At 66.3% G+C, this 14,287-nt stretch carries 14 protein-coding genes; 10 read left to right on the top strand and 4 right to left on the bottom strand.

Annotated elements, in window-relative coordinates; genetic code table 11:
- Positions 1-6: 6 nt before the first annotated feature.
- From tldD to AC1VNX_RS29500, 3 genes are all read left to right on the top strand, one after another.
- Positions 7-1,467 (top strand): metalloprotease TldD, encoded by a 1,461-nt coding sequence (tldD, locus tag AC1VNX_RS29510; RefSeq protein WP_483161099.1) that lies wholly within the window; start codon positions 7-9, stop codon positions 1,465-1,467.
- 84 nt (positions 1,468-1,551) lie between these two features.
- Positions 1,552-2,091: a PH domain-containing protein gene (locus tag AC1VNX_RS29505; protein ID WP_483161098.1), complete on the top strand. Its 540-nt coding sequence runs from the start codon at positions 1,552-1,554 to the stop codon at positions 2,089-2,091.
- A gap of 240 nt (positions 2,092-2,331) precedes the next feature.
- On the top strand, positions 2,332-3,450 hold the full coding sequence (locus AC1VNX_RS29500) for a 3-deoxy-7-phosphoheptulonate synthase (protein WP_483161097.1): 1,119 nt from the start codon (positions 2,332-2,334) through the stop codon (positions 3,448-3,450).
- Between the two features lie 7 nt (positions 3,451-3,457).
- Here the strand turns inward: AC1VNX_RS29500 and AC1VNX_RS29495 are convergent, their stop codons facing one another.
- Together AC1VNX_RS29495 and mpl are read right to left on the bottom strand one after the other, a co-directional pair.
- Entirely contained in the window at positions 3,458-3,976 is a 519-nt protein-coding gene (locus AC1VNX_RS29495) for a cupin domain-containing protein (RefSeq protein WP_483161096.1), read from the bottom strand.
- The gene (mpl, locus tag AC1VNX_RS29490; RefSeq protein WP_483161095.1) at positions 3,973-5,376 is read right to left on the bottom strand and encodes a UDP-N-acetylmuramate:L-alanyl-gamma-D-glutamyl-meso-diaminopimelate ligase; all 1,404 of its coding nucleotides are present in this window, start codon (positions 5,374-5,376) and stop codon (positions 3,973-3,975) included. Before mpl ends, AC1VNX_RS29495 begins: the two co-directional genes overlap by 4 nt.
- A gap of 110 nt (positions 5,377-5,486) precedes the next feature.
- Between mpl and AC1VNX_RS29485 the strand changes: the two genes are divergently transcribed.
- From AC1VNX_RS29485 to AC1VNX_RS29455, 7 genes are all read left to right on the top strand, one after another.
- Entirely contained in the window at positions 5,487-6,083 is a 597-nt protein-coding gene (locus AC1VNX_RS29485) for a hypothetical protein (protein ID WP_483161094.1), read from the top strand.
- On the top strand, positions 6,084-6,638 hold the full coding sequence (locus tag AC1VNX_RS29480; protein WP_483161093.1) for a TlpA family protein disulfide reductase: 555 nt from the start codon (positions 6,084-6,086) through the stop codon (positions 6,636-6,638).
- 100 nt (positions 6,639-6,738) lie between these two features.
- On the top strand, positions 6,739-7,212 hold the full coding sequence (gene accB / locus AC1VNX_RS29475; RefSeq protein ID WP_483161092.1) for an acetyl-CoA carboxylase biotin carboxyl carrier protein: 474 nt from the start codon (positions 6,739-6,741) through the stop codon (positions 7,210-7,212).
- Between the two features lie 120 nt (positions 7,213-7,332).
- Positions 7,333-8,682 (top strand): acetyl-CoA carboxylase biotin carboxylase subunit, encoded by a 1,350-nt coding sequence (accC, locus tag AC1VNX_RS29470; protein WP_125948340.1) that lies wholly within the window; start codon positions 7,333-7,335, stop codon positions 8,680-8,682.
- A gap of 19 nt (positions 8,683-8,701) precedes the next feature.
- Positions 8,702-9,595 (top strand): 50S ribosomal protein L11 methyltransferase, encoded by an 894-nt coding sequence (prmA, locus tag AC1VNX_RS29465; protein WP_483161091.1) that lies wholly within the window; start codon positions 8,702-8,704, stop codon positions 9,593-9,595.
- A gap of 95 nt (positions 9,596-9,690) precedes the next feature.
- On the top strand, positions 9,691-11,217 hold the full coding sequence (locus tag AC1VNX_RS29460) for a zinc-ribbon and DUF3426 domain-containing protein (protein ID WP_483161090.1): 1,527 nt from the start codon (positions 9,691-9,693) through the stop codon (positions 11,215-11,217).
- A gap of 66 nt (positions 11,218-11,283) precedes the next feature.
- The gene (locus AC1VNX_RS29455; protein ID WP_126021381.1) at positions 11,284-12,186 is read left to right on the top strand and encodes a carbohydrate kinase family protein; all 903 of its coding nucleotides are present in this window, start codon (positions 11,284-11,286) and stop codon (positions 12,184-12,186) included.
- 99 nt (positions 12,187-12,285) lie between these two features.
- Here the strand turns inward: AC1VNX_RS29455 and AC1VNX_RS29450 are convergent, their stop codons facing one another.
- Positions 12,286-12,795, bottom strand: a complete 510-nt coding sequence (locus AC1VNX_RS29450) for a histone H1-like DNA-binding protein (RefSeq protein WP_019656794.1) — start codon at positions 12,793-12,795, stop codon at positions 12,286-12,288.
- A 196-nt stretch (positions 12,796-12,991) separates the two neighbouring features.
- The gene (locus tag AC1VNX_RS29445; RefSeq protein WP_483161089.1) at positions 12,992-14,251 is read right to left on the bottom strand and encodes a ribonucleotide-diphosphate reductase subunit beta; all 1,260 of its coding nucleotides are present in this window, start codon (positions 14,249-14,251) and stop codon (positions 12,992-12,994) included.
- Positions 14,252-14,287: the final 36 nt, after the last annotated feature.

Below are 14,287 nucleotides of genomic sequence, written 5' to 3'. Positions count from 1 at the left end.
CCCGAAATGATCTCTCGCGAACCCACCATCGAGCGCCTCGCCACGGCGCAACAGCTCCTTCTCACGCCGTTCGGGCTCGACGAATCGCACCTGAGCAAGGCCCTGGCCGAGATCACCGCGCACCGGGTGGACGACGCCGACCTGTACTTCCAGTACACCCGAAGCGAGGGCTGGAGCCTCGAGGAAGGCATCGTCAAGACCGGCAGCTTCAGCATCGACCAGGGCGTCGGCGTGCGCGCGGTCAGCGGCGAGAAGACCGCTTTTGCCTATTCCGACGACATTTCCGAGGCCTCGCTGCTCGACGCGGCGCGCACCGTGCGCTCCATTTCCTCCGCCGGCCGTGCCGGCAAGGTGAAGACGGCGGCCCGCAAGATCGCCTCCAGCCGCTCCCTCTACCAGGGCATCGACCCCATCGCCACGCTCGACAGCACCGCCAAGGTGAAGCTGCTCGAGAAGGTCGAGAAGCTCGCCCGCTCGCGCGATCCGCGCGTGGCGCAGGTGATGGCGGGGCTGGCGAGCGAATACGACGTGGTGCTCGTGGCCCGCGCCGACGGCACGCTGGCCGCCGACGTGCGGCCTCTGGTGCGCCTCTCGGTCACGGTGATCGCCGAGCAGAATGGCCGCCGCGAGATCGGCTCCGGCGGCGGCGGCGGGCGCTTCGGCCTGGCCTACTTCACCGACGAGCAGATCGCCGAGTACGTCGACCACGCCGTGAAGGCGGCGCTGACCAACCTCGACGCGCGCCCGGCTCCGGCCGGCGAGATGACGGTGGTGCTCGGTTCCGGCTGGCCCGGCATCCTGCTGCACGAAGCCATCGGCCACGGCCTGGAGGGCGACTTCAACCGCAAGGGCTCGAGCGCGTTCTCGGGCCGCATCGGCCAGCGCGTGGCTGCCAAGGGCGTGACGGTGCTCGACGACGGCACCATCGCCGACCGCCGCGGCTCGCTCAACGTGGACGACGAGGGCAACGCCAGCCAGCGCAACGTGCTGATCGAGGACGGCATCCTCAAGGGCTACATCCAGGACGCGCTCAACGCGCGCCTCATGAAGGTCAAGCCCACCGGCAACGGCCGCCGCGAAAGCTACGCCCATGTGCCGATGCCGCGCATGACCAACACCTACATGCTCGGCGGCGACAAGGACCCGAAGGAAATCGTCGCGAGCATCAAGAAGGGCCTCTACGCCACCAACTTCGGCGGCGGGCAGGTCGACATCACGAGCGGCAAGTTCGTGTTTTCGGCCAGCGAGGCCTACTGGGTCGAGAACGGCAAGATCCAGTACCCGGTGAAGGGCGCGACCATCGTGGGCAACGGCCCCGACGCACTCACCCGCGTGACCATGATCGGCAACGACATGGCGCTCGACTCGGGCGTGGGTACCTGCGGCAAGGAAGGCCAGAGCGTGCCGGTCGGCGTCGGCCAGCCGACCCTGCGCATCGACGGCCTCACAGTAGGTGGAACGGCTTAGGACTTTCGGCACTTGTCGACTGTTTCCACCCGTTGCTAAGCTTCGCTCCTTTTTTTGCGAAGAACGCATTCAAGGAGCATCTCGATGGGGAACAGGATCAATTCGCCCGCTGTTCTGTGGGCCGTGACCGCCGTGGTGGCGCTGGCCACCGCGGGTTGCGCATCCCGCGGCGGCTCGGGCAGCCAGCCCGCGGCGGCGCCCGCACCCGCTGCAGCTGCTCCGGCACCCGCAGCGCGTGGTGGTTCCAAGGCCGGCATGGATGCCCAGGGCAACGTGGTCGACTCGTCCAAGGTCGAGGCCGGCAGCGGCAAGACCGTCAAGGGACTGAATGGCTATGAGGGCGAGATCACCGGCAACCCGGCGCGCAACAGCAAGTTCGCGCGCCTGCAGATCGGCATGAGCGCCCGGCAGGTCACCGACATCGCCGGCCAGCCGACCGACCAGGGCGCCTACGTGACCGGCAAGGCTTTCATTCCCTTCTATTTCGGCAGCGACCGCCATCGTTTCGAGATGACCTACAAGGGCCAGGGCCGCCTGATCTTCGCGGGCGGCGGCATGGGGGATTTCTCCTCCGGCAACCTGATCTGGATCATCCACAACCCCAACGAATCGGGCTACCGGTAAACAACAGCGAGCCCGGTCCCTTGACCGGGTTTTGCTTTTCCGTGCTACATTGCCACCCCATGTCCGCTGTCCGCGCTTACTTTTTTGCCTACTTTTGGTTCCCGGTTTCCGGCGGACGAGAGGCGAGCGCGTAAACAGCACACACGAATACCCTCCTCAAACCGCCGGTGGCCTCAAGCCCCGGCGGTTTTTTCTTGCCCCCTCGATTCCAACTCCAGCAGCACACAAGGAAGAAGCACCATGAGCACGAACAACTCCCCCACCAGCGACAGCTGGTATGCGCGCGTCGAAAAAACCAGCAAGACCGACGACGAACGCATCAAGGACATCAACGTGCTCCCCCCTCCAGAACACCTCATCCGCTTCTTCCCAATCCGCGGCACCGCGGTCGAGACGCTGATCGAGGACACCCGCCGGCGCATCCACAACATCATGGCCGGCAAGGACGACCGGCTGCTGGTGATCATGGGCCCCTGCTCGATCCACGACCCGGCCGCCGCGCTCGAATACGCGCGCCGCCTGAAGGTCGAGCGCGAGAAGTACGCCGGCACGCTGGAGATCGTGATGCGGGTGTACTTCGAGAAGCCGCGCACCACGGTCGGCTGGAAGGGGCTCATCAACGACCCGTACCTGGACGAGAGCTTCCGCATCGACGAGGGCCTGCGCATCGCGCGCCAGCTGCTGATCGACATCAACCGCCTGGGCCTGCCGGCGGGCAGCGAATTCCTCGACGTGATCTCGCCGCAGTACATCGGCGACCTGATTTCCTGGGGCGCCATCGGCGCGCGCACCACCGAGAGCCAGGTGCACCGCGAACTCGCCTCGGGCCTGTCGGCGCCCATCGGCTTCAAGAACGGCACGGACGGCAACATCCGCATCGCCACCGACGCCATCCAGGCGGCGGCGCGCGGCCACCACTTTCTCTCGGTGCACAAGAACGGCCAGGTCGCGATCGTGCAGACCAACGGCAATCGCGACTGCCACGTGATCCTGCGCGGCGGAAAGGCGCCCAACTACGACGCCGCCAGCGTCGAGGCCGCCTGCAAGGACCTCGAGGCCGCCAAGCTGCCGCCCACGCTGATGGTCGATTGCAGCCACGCCAACAGCTCCAAGCAGCACCAGAAGCAGATCGGCGTGGCGAAGGACATCGCCGGGCAGATCGCGGACGGCTCCAGGCGCGTCTTCGGCGTGATGGTCGAGAGCCACCTGCAGTCGGGCGCCCAGAAGTTCACGCCGGGCAAGGACCAGCTCTCGGGCCTCGAATACGGCAAGAGCATCACCGACGCCTGCCTGGGCTGGGAAGACTCGGTGCAGGTGCTGGACACGCTCTCGCAGGCGGTCAAGCGCCGCCGGGGCTGAGCAGGCGCTAGAGCAATCCGGCCAGGTCGGGCCAGTGGTGCCGCATCGACGCAGCCTCGTCGCTGTCGGGCGGTACCAAGGAAAAATCGGCGAAATCGAAGCCTGGCCCGACCATGCAGGCGACCAGCGTGCAATCGCCCGAACTGTGGCCCTGGATCGGCTGCGCCGCCTGCCATTGGCCGGCGGGCACCACGTGCTGGGGGCGAGTGCCGTGGATGTCGACCGGGCCCAGCCGCGTGTGGGCCGGCGCGGTCCGCATCGCGGCGTCGCAGGTCCACAGCGCGAGCGGCACGCCTTCCAGGTGCACCCAGACTTCGTCGGACAGCACCCGATGCCAGCGCGAATGCTGGCCCGCCTCGAGCAGGTAGTAGATGCTGGTCAGCGCGCTGCGCGGCGGGCGTCCATCGGCCGGGGTGACGCTCGACGCGGAGCGGAACACCTCGGCGTACCAGCCGCCTTCGGGATGCGGCTGAAGCTTCAGCGTCTCGACCAGTTCGCGGGCTCGGGCGATGGGCATGGCGGTCATGATGCGGCTGCCGCGCGCAGGGCGGCAAGCAGTTTGTCGTGCACGCCGCCGAAGCCGCCGTTGCTCATGCAGACGATGTGATCGCCCGGCCGGGCCGCGGCGACGATCTGCTTCACCAGAGGCTCGATGGCCCCGGCGACCTGGGCGCGCTCGCCCATCGGCGCGAGTGCGGCGGCGACGTCCCAGTCGAGTCCGGCCGTGTGGCAGAACGACAGGTCGGCCGATTCCAGGCTCCATGGCAGCTGCGCGGCCATCACGCCCAGCTTCATCGTGTTGCTGCGCGGTTCGAAGGCGGCGAGGATGCGCTCACTTTTCCTGCCGGCGTCGTCCAGCTTCCTGCGCAGGCCGTCGAGCGTGGTGCGGATCGCGGTGGGGTGGTGTGCGAAGTCGTCGTAGACCGTGATCGCGCCGTCGCTGCCTTCGACCGTGCCGCGCAGCTCCATGCGCCGGCGCACGTTGCGAAAGCTGCCGAGCGCCCGGGCCGCGTCAGCCGGCGCCACGCCCACATGCTCGGCCGCGGCAATGGCGGCCAGCGCATTCATCTGGTTGTGCAGGCCGGAAAGCTCCCACTCGACCCGCCCGACCACCTCGCCGCGCAGCAGCACGTCGAAGGCGTCGTGGGGGCCGCGCGCCTGCCATTCGCCACCCGCGCCGAAACGCGCGAGCTCGCTCCAGCAGCCCTGGGCCAGCACGCGTTGAAGGCTTTCTTCGGTGGCGTTCACCACCAGCCGGCCGGTGCCCGGCACGGTGCGCACGAGGTGATGGAACTGGCGCTCGATGGCGGCGAGGTCGTCGAAGATGTCCGCGTGATCGAACTCCAGGTTGTTCAGCACGGCGGTGCGCGGGCGGTAGTGCACGAACTTGCTGCGCTTGTCGAAGAAGGCCGTGTCGTATTCGTCTGCCTCGATCACGAACGCGGGGCCGTCGCCCAGCCGCGCCGAGACGCCGAAGTCCAGCGGCACGCCGCCGACCAGGAAGCCGGGCGCCTTGCCGCCCTTTTCCAGGACCCACGCGAGCATCGAGGTGGTGGTCGTCTTGCCGTGGGTGCCGGCCACTGCCAGCACATGGCGGCCCAGCAGGACGTGCTCGGCCAGCCACTGCGGGCCGCTGGTGTAGGGCTTGCCGGCGTCGAGGATGGCTTCCATCAGCGGGAACTTGGGGCTTCCGTCAGCCAGCCGGGCGCGGGACACCACGTTGCCGACCACGAACATGTCGGGTGCCAGGGAGAGCTGGTCGGCGCCGAAGCCCTCGATCAGGTCGATGCCGAGGGCGCGCAGCTGGTCGCTCATCGGCGGGTACACGCCGGCGTCGCAGCCCGTGACCCGATGGCCGGCTTCGCGCGCGAGGGCGGCCACTCCGCCCATGAAAGTGCCGCAGATACCCAGGATATGAATGTGCATCGGTCGATTCTAGGTAAGCGGTGTGTTCGCCCTCGGCGGGGCCGCGCGTTTGTCCCGCGCTTCGTACTGATGTTCATGTGAGGGGCGCCTACTGCGGGCAAAATGCCCCGATGGACACGTCCAAGCGTGAAATCGCCGCCGCAGCAGCCCGCCTCGTCGTCGAGGAGGGGCTCGAATACGGTCCGGCCAAGCGGCGGGCCCTGCGCGACCTGGGCCTTTCGACGCGCACCGCGCTGCCGAACAACGACGAGGTCGAGGCCGAGGTGCGCGAGTACATCGAGCTCTTTTGCGCCGACACGCAACCCCAGGAATTGCATGCGTTGCGCCTGCTCGCGCTCGAGTGGATGGAGCGCATGGCCGCCTTCCGGCCCCATGTGGGCGGTGCCGTCTGGCATGGAACGGCCACCCGGCTGTCAGACATTTATATTCAGTTGTTCTGCGATGATCCCAAATCGGCCGAGATAGCCCTGATCGATCACCATGTGGACTACGAGCCGCGCATGGTGACCGGCTTTCACGGCGAGCAGGTCGAAGCCCTGAGCGTGCATGCGCCGAGCCGCGCGCTCGGCGAGGAAATCGGCGTGCACCTGCTGGTGTACGACCTCGACGACCTGCGCGGGGCCCTGAAGCCCGATGCCCAGGGGCGCGTGCCGCGCGGCGACCTGCCCGCATTGCGCCGACTGATTGAACGAGAAAAGGACAAGTGAATGACTTCTTCGCCCACCCGACGCGGCATGCTCTATGCCGGCGTGGCGGCAGCGGCTGCGGCCGCCGGGCTTGGCGGCGCCTGGTGGAAGGAGCGTGGCGGCAGCCTTGGTGCGGGCGGTGGAGAGATGCTCGACGCGGCCTTCTGGGCCCAGAGCTTCGAGCGCCCGGAGGGCGGTGACCTCGCCCTGTCGAGCCTGCGCGGCAAGCCGCTGCTGCTGAACTTCTGGGCGACCTGGTGTCCGCCCTGCGTCGAGGAAATGCCGATGATCGACGCCTTTTTCCGTCAAAATGGCGCGAACGGATGGCAAGTGGTCGGTTTGGCCATCGATCAGCCAAGCGCGGTGCGCAAGTTCCTGCAACGCACTCCGGTCACCTACCCAACCGGCCTGGCCGGCCTGCAGGGCACGGAACTGGTCAAGAATCTGGGCAACACGGGTGGCGGGTTGCCCTTCACGCTGGTCCTGAACGCGAACGGCTCGGTGGCCGCCCGTAAAATGGGCAAGCTCGAAACGAGCGACCTGGACACTTGGCGGCGTGAACTGGTTCATGGTTAGAATCAGTTGCTTACGCTGGCGTTAGACGCCGAACGCCGAAAATCACCGATTTTCGAACAAGTTATATCCTGAAGACCGGCACAGCCGGCACTGGAGTCCCATGGATCTGCGCAAACTCAAGACACTGATCGATCTGGTGTCCGAATCGAATATTTCCGAACTGGAAATCACGGAAACCGAAGGCAAGGTTCGCATTGTCAAGGGCGGCGGCGCCGCTCCGGTGCAGTATGTGCAAACCCTGGCAGCGCCTCAGGCCGCTGCCGCCGCGCCGGCCGCAGCCGCCGGTGCCGTGGCGGCACCGGCCGTTGCCAGCGCTGCGGCGGCCGAAGCCGCGCCGTCGGGCCATGCGGTGAAGTCGCCGATGGTCGGCACCTTCTACCGCTCGTCGAGCCCTGGCGCCGCCGCGTTCGTCGAGGTCGGCAGCAAGGTCAACGAGGGCGACACCCTCTGCATCATCGAGGCGATGAAGATCCTCAACGAAATCGAGGCCGACAAGTCCGGCACCATCACCCAGATCCTCGGCGAAAACGGCCAGGCGGTCGAATACGGACAGCCGCTGTTCATCATCGAGTAAGCATGTTCAAGAAGATTCTGGTTGCGAACCGGGGGGCTCGCGCCTCGGCGCGGACGGGCGAAGGCCGTCAAATTGCCCTGGCACGCGCCGCGTGCGGGCGATGCAGCCGCGGGGGTGCACATGTTTAAGAAGATCCTGGTTGCCAATCGCGGCGAAATCGCCCTCCGGATTCAGCGCGCCTGCAGCGAGCTCGGCATCAAGGCCGTGATGGTCTATTCGGAAGCCGACCGCGACGCGAAGTACATCAAGCTCGCGGAAGAGGCTGTCTGCATCGGCCCGGCCCCCTCGGCGCAGAGCTATCTCAACATGCCGGCGATCATCTCGGCGGCCGAGGTGACGGACGCCGAGGCGATCCACCCCGGCTACGGCTTCCTGAGCGAGAACGCCAACTTCGCCGAGCGCGTGGAGCAAAGCGGCTTCCAGTTCATCGGCCCGACGCCCGACAACATCCGCACCATGGGCGACAAGGTGTCGGCCAAGCAGGCGATGATCAAGGCCGGCGTGCCCTGCGTGCCCGGCTCCGAAGGCGAGCTTTCGGACGACGCCGCTACCAACAAGCGCATCGCGCGCGCGATCGGCTACCCGGTCATCATCAAGGCGGCGGGCGGCGGCGGTGGCCGCGGCATGCGCGTGGTGCACACCGAGGCCGCGCTGGTCAACGCGATCCAGATGACGAAGGCGGAGGCCGGCGCGGCCTTCAACAATCCGGCCGTGTACATGGAGAAGTTCCTCCAGAACCCGCGCCACATCGAGATCCAGGTGCTGGCCGACAAGCACAAGAACGCCGTCTACCTTGGCGAGCGCGACTGCTCCATGCAGCGCCGCCACCAGAAGGTGATCGAGGAGTCTCCCGCGCCCGGCATCCCGCGCAAGCTGATCGAGAAGATCGGCGAGCGTTGCGCCGCAGCGTGCAAGAAGATCGGCTACCGCGGCGCCGGCACCTTCGAGTTCCTGTACGAAAACGGCGAGTTCTACTTCATCGAGATGAACACGCGCGTGCAGGTGGAGCACCCGGTGACCGAGTTCACCACCGGTATCGACATCGTCAAGACGCAGATCATGGTCGCGGCCGGCGAGAAGCTGCCGTTCACGCAGCGCCAGATCCAGATGCACGGCCACGCCATCGAGTGCCGCATCAACGCCGAAGACGCCTGGAAGTTCACGCCGTCGCCCGGCCGCATCACCATGTGGCATCCGCCGGGCGGCCCGGGCGTTCGCGTCGACTCGCACGCCTACACCAACTACTTCGTGCCGCCGAACTACGACTCGATGATCGGCAAGATCATCGTCTACGGCGACACGCGCGAGCAGGCCATGGCCCGCATGCGCACTGCGCTGAACGAGACGGTGATCGAAGGCATCCAGACCAACATCCCGCTGCACCGCGAGCTGATGGTCGACGCCAAGTTCATGAGCGGCGGCACCAACATCCACTACCTCGAAGAGTGGCTGGCCGCACACAAGCGCTGACACGGAAAGCGAAAGCGCGATGTTCGAACTCCGCCTGATGGCGCCTGAAGACCGGGTCGAGACGCTGTGCGAAGCGCTCGATGCGCTCGACGCATTGAGCGTGTCGGTGGAAGACGCCGACGCGCAGACCGATGCCGAGCAGGCGCTGTTCGGCGAGCCGGGCATGCCGCCGCCCAAGGAGGGCTGGCAGCGTTCGCGCGTGATCGCGCTCTTTCCCGACGAGGCGCAGGCCAAGGACGCCGCTTCGGTGCTCGCGCTGCAGGATTTCTTCGACGAAGGCTGCGAGGTGCTCGGCATCGCGACGGTGCCCGAGCAGGACTGGGTGCGCCTGACGCAATCGCAGTTCGCGCCCGTCGAAGTCACGCCCGAGTTCTGGATCGTGCCGACTTGGCACGAACCGCCCGAGCAGGCGAAGCAGGTCATCAGGCTCGACCCGGGCCTGGCCTTCGGCACCGGCACGCATCCGACCACGCGCATGTGCCTGCGCTGGATCGCGACGCGCGGCGAGGGCGCCCTGGCTGGCAAGCGCGTGCTCGACTACGGCTGCGGTTCCGGCATCCTGGCGATCGGCGCCGCGAAGTTCGGCTCGACGGACATCGACGCCGTCGACATCGACGAAGCAGCGGTCTCCTCGACCGTGCTCAACGCCGAAGCCAACGGCGTGAAGCTGAAGGCCGGCCTGCCCGACGCTGCCAGGGGCGAGTACGACATCGTGCTGGCCAACATCCTGGCCACGCCGCTCAAACTGCTCGCGCCGCTGCTGCGCGGCCATGTGAAGGCGGGCGGATCGCTCGTCATGGCCGGCATCCTCGAGCGGCAGGCCGACGAACTCAAAGAAGCCTACGCGCCGTACGCGGCGCTCGAAGTCAGCGACAGCGAGGACGGCTGGATCCTCATGACCGCTCGCTGCTGAGCTGCCGGCGGAACGCCCGGCCGGCTTCTTGCGTGGCTCTTGCGTGGCCCTGAGCCCCTCGCATGGCGAGGGCTCAACCCTACAATCGCCCGGTCATGAGTCTCGTCACGCGCTGCCCCGCCTGCACCACCACCTTCAAGGTGGTGCGCGACCAGCTTCGCATCTCGGATGGCTGGGTGCGCTGCGGCCGCTGCAGCAATGTGTTCGACGCGACGCTCGACCTGCACGAGACATCCGAAGGGGCTGGCGGCGCTGCGGTCGCGCCTGGTGGGTCGCCAGCAGTGCAGGGCAGTGGCTTCATGCCGGGGCTGGTCGAGCAGCCTGCTGCGGAGCCGGCGCCTCCGTCGCCTGAGCCCCCTGCGCCACCATCGCCTCCTCCTGTGCCGGAGGAGCCCTCGCTCTCGGCCGAACCTGCGGAGCAGGAATCTCCGTCGTCATCCGCCGAGGATGCGGACTTCTTCGACGACGAGCCCGAGCATCAGCGCCAGCGCAAGGATTGGCTGACGGACGACGAGCGCCTGCTTCCGCCGGATGCCCTGGTGCTCGACCACACACCGCAGACAGTGCCGCCGCCGGTGCAGCCGCTGGCTCCTCCGCCAGCGTCGCCGCTGCCCGCGTTCTCGCTGACCCTGCCCGAACACGGCATCGCCGCCGACGAGCCGTGGTCCGACCTCGACGCCACGCAGCCGGCCTGGAAGCCGCCGCCGAGCACGCTGCCGCCGTTTCCGAACATCGACCTGAATCTTGCGTCTCCGCCGCCCGCGCCGCCACCACCGGCGCCGCCGCTTCCGGTCACCCCGCGCGTCATCAAGACGCGCGCGCTCATCCAGCGCGCGAGCGATGACGGCGCTGATGCCGATGGCGCGGCGGGCGAGCGCGAGCAGCTGGAGAAAGAACACGACCAGGTGCAGATGCAGAAGGCGCTGCGCCGTGCACGCATCAAGTCGGACAAGATCGCAAGCGCCAAGGCGCGCGAGGAGCGTGCGGCCGCGAAGGCGCCGGTTGTTGTGGTGCGTGAAGATACGGCAAGCGGAGACGAGCCCGATCCCGCGCTTTCCCCGATCTTCGAGCCGCCACTGGGTCATCCCTTCGCGGAAGACGATGAGCCCCTGGAGAAGGCGCCGAGCTTCTGGCGCCGCAAGAGCGTGCGCGTGATGCTGGTTCTGCTGGCGTTGCTTGCGGCGCTACTGCTCGTCCTGCAGATCGTTCGCCACGAACGCGACGGTATCGTCGCGCGCCAGCCCAACCTGCGGCCGGCGCTCACGGCGCTGTGCCAGTACACGGGCTGCGAACTCGGCGCGCTGCGCCAGATCGGCGACATCGTGATCGAAGGCGCGGCCTTCGCGCGCGAGAAGAGCGGCGGCAACGACTACCGCCTGAGCTTCACGCTGCGCAACGGCGCCACTGTGCCGCTCGCGATGCCGGCCGTCGAGCTCTCGCTGCTCGACACGCAGGAACGCGCCGTGGTGCGCCGCGTGCTGATGCCGGCGGACTACGGCGCTCCGTCGGTGCTGCCAGCGCGCGCGGATCGTGCTGCCTCGTTGCCCTTGACCTTGTCTGCCTCCGAAGCGGCTGCGCTGCCGCCTGTCGCGGGTTATCGCGTCGAGGCTTTCTATCCCTGAGCCGAGCGCGTGCACGCATGCGTCCTACTCTTTTTCATCCACCACTCACCACACCAACGGCTAACCATGGCAGCAGTGATTTGCGGTTCCCTCGCATTCGACACCATCATGACTTTCGAGGGCCGGTTCGCCGACCAGATCCTTCCTGACCAGCTGCACATCCTCAATGTGTCGTTCCTGGTGCCGACGCTACGCCGCGACTTCGGCGGCTGCGCTGGCAACATCGCCTACAGCCTCAATGCGCTAGGCGGCACGGCGCTGCCGATGGCCACGCTAGGCAGCGATGGCGCCACGTACCTCGAGCGCATGCGCTCGCTGGGCATCAGCACGGAGTTCGTGCGCCAGCTCGACGACACCTTCACCGCGCAGGCGATGATCATGAGCGACGTCGACAACAACCAGATCACCGCCTTCCACCCCGGCGCGATGCAGCAGGCGCACGTCACCAAGGTGGCGGCGCGCGAGGACATCAAGCTCGGCATCATCGCCCCCGATGGCCGCGACGCGATGCTGCAGCACGCGGAGCAGTTCGCCGCCGCGGGCATCCCCTTCGTGTTCGATCCGGGCCAGGGGCTGCCGATGTTCGACGGCGAGGCGCTGCGCCATTTCGTCGATCTGGCGAGCTGGGTGGTGGTGAATGACTACGAAGGAAAGATGCTGTCGCAGCGCACCGGCTGGAGCCTTGCGGAAATCTCCAGGCGCGTGCGCGGTCTGGTGGTCACGCTCGCGGCAGAGGGCTGCGAGATCTGGACCGACGGAGAGCGCGAGCACGTGCCGGGCGTGGTGGCCACCGAGGTGGTCGAGCCCACGGGCTGCGGCGACGCATGGCGTGGCGCGCTGCTCTTCGGTCTGGAAAAGGGCTGGCCGCTCGCGCAGTGCGCGGCGCTGGGCAACAAGGTCGGCGCGATCAAGATCGCTCAGCGTGGCCCGCAGAACTACGAGATCGATCGCAAGGCGCTGGGCGTCTGATCTTCTCTTTGAAAGAGCGCTGAAAGGGCGATCAGGGGCGATAAAAAAGCCCGGCACCGTGAGGTGCCGGGCTTTTTGCCTTCAAGGCCGCTGAGAAACTCAGGGCTTGCTGGCCGTGGGGAACGGCCATGCTGCCTGGGGATTCAGCGTCGTTTGCGCCGCAGGGGCAGGCGCTACGGCGGCAGCCTTGGCAGGGGCAGCGGCCTTGGGGGCCTTCTTCGCAGCAGGCTTCTTGGCAGCAGGCTTTTTCGCGGCTTTCTTGGCCGCAGCCTTTTTTGCAGGGGCCTTCTTGGCGGCAGCCTTCTTCGCAGGCGCCTTCTTGGCAGCGGCCTTCTTCGCCGGGGCCTTCTTGGCAGCAGCCTTCTTCGCAGGCGCCTTCTTCGCTACGGCCTTCTTGGCAGGAGCCTTCTTGGCAGCGGCCTTCTTCGCCGGTGCTGCCTTCTTCGCTGCTACCTTCTTTGCCGGAGCCTTCTTGGCAGCGACCTTCTTGGCCGGTGCCTTCTTGGCGGCTACCTTCTTTGCCGGAGCCTTCTTGGCGGCCACGGCCTTCTTTGCCGGAGCCTTCTTTGCAGCGGCTTTCTTAGCCGGAGCTTTCTTTGCAGTTGCCATTTCTATTTCTCCTTGATCAAGTTGAAAAAATCAACCTATTGAAGCACTCCACGCACGTTGGGTAACGTGAAGCGATTCATGGTGTTGGAATCTTTGCTCCAGCACCATGAACACCTGAGCCCTCGTCCATGCCGCGCTCTTCGGCGCGATCGGTGGCAAGGGCAATTCTTGAATTCATTAATTCTTGTCGAAAGATTCAATCCCAGGAGAGCGCGCCACCCGACTGGTATTCGATCACGCGGGTTTCGAAGAAATTGCGCTCTTTCTTCAGGTCAATCATTTCGCTCATCCACGGGAACGGATTTTCTTCGTTCGGGAAGAGCGTTTCGAGGCCGATCTGCTGTGCACGCCGGTTGGCGATGTAGCGCAGGTAGCCCTTGAACATGGAGGCGTTCATGCCGAGCACGCCACGGGGCATCGTGTCTTCGGCGTATTTGTATTCGAGCTCGACGGCGCGCAGGAAGAGCGCCTTGATCTCCGCCTTGAACTCCGCCGTCCAGAGGCCGGGGTTCTCGAGCTTGAGCTGGTTGATCAGGTCGATGCCGAAATTGCAGTGCATCGACTCGTCGCGCAGGATGTACTGGTACTGCTCGGCGGCACCGGTCATCTTGTTCTGGCGGCCCAGCGCGAGGATCTGCGTGAAGCCGACGTAGAAGAAGAGACCTTCCATCAGGCAGGCGAACACGATGAGCGACTTGAGCAGCTTCTGGTCGGCCTCGGGCGTGCCGGTGTGGAAGTTGGGGTCGCTGATGGCATCGATGAACGGGATCAGGAACTGGTCCTTCTCGCGGATCGATGGCACTTCGTTGTAGGCGTTGAAGATCTCGCTCTCGTCCAGGCCGAGCGACTCGACGATGTACTGGTACGCGTGCGTGTGGATCGCTTCCTCGAAGGCCTGACGCAGAAGGAACTGGCGGCATTCGGGCGCCGTGATGTGGCGGTAGGTGCCCAGCACGATGTTGTTGGCGGCCAGCGAGTCGGCGGTCACGAAAAAGCCGAGGTTGCGCTTGACGATGCGGCGTTCGTCTTCGCTCAGGCCGTTCGGGTCTTTCCAGAGCGCGATGTCGCGCGTCATGTTCACTTCCTGCGGCATCCAGTGGTTGGCGCAGGTGGCGAGGTACTTTTCCCACGCCCACTTGTACTTGAACGGCACCAGCTGGTTGACGTCGGTCTGGCCGTTGATGATGCGCTTGTCGGAAGCCTTGACGCGCTGCGTGGATTGGGCGGCGACTGCAGGCGTTGAGGCTGCGGCAGCGGCGGTGGCAACCGGGCGCACCTGAGCGCCGTCATCGAGCGTGCTGAAGGTGCGGAGGGCGGGTTGCGCGATAGAAGACGAAGCCGGAGCGTCCACCGAACGGCCTGCGGGCAATCCGCCGGTCGATGCGTTGTGGTGCTGCAAACCTTGTTGCATATCCTTTGGTAAGGAGGGCTTGACTTCTTCGTCCCAGGTCAACATAGAAAAATCCAATGCTCAAATTATCGGAGTAACGAT

This window comes from Variovorax sp. TLI9-5A, assembly GCF_056867935.1.
The sequence above is the reverse complement of the archived record's forward strand: the minus strand, read 5'-3'. Positions and strand labels throughout refer to the sequence as shown.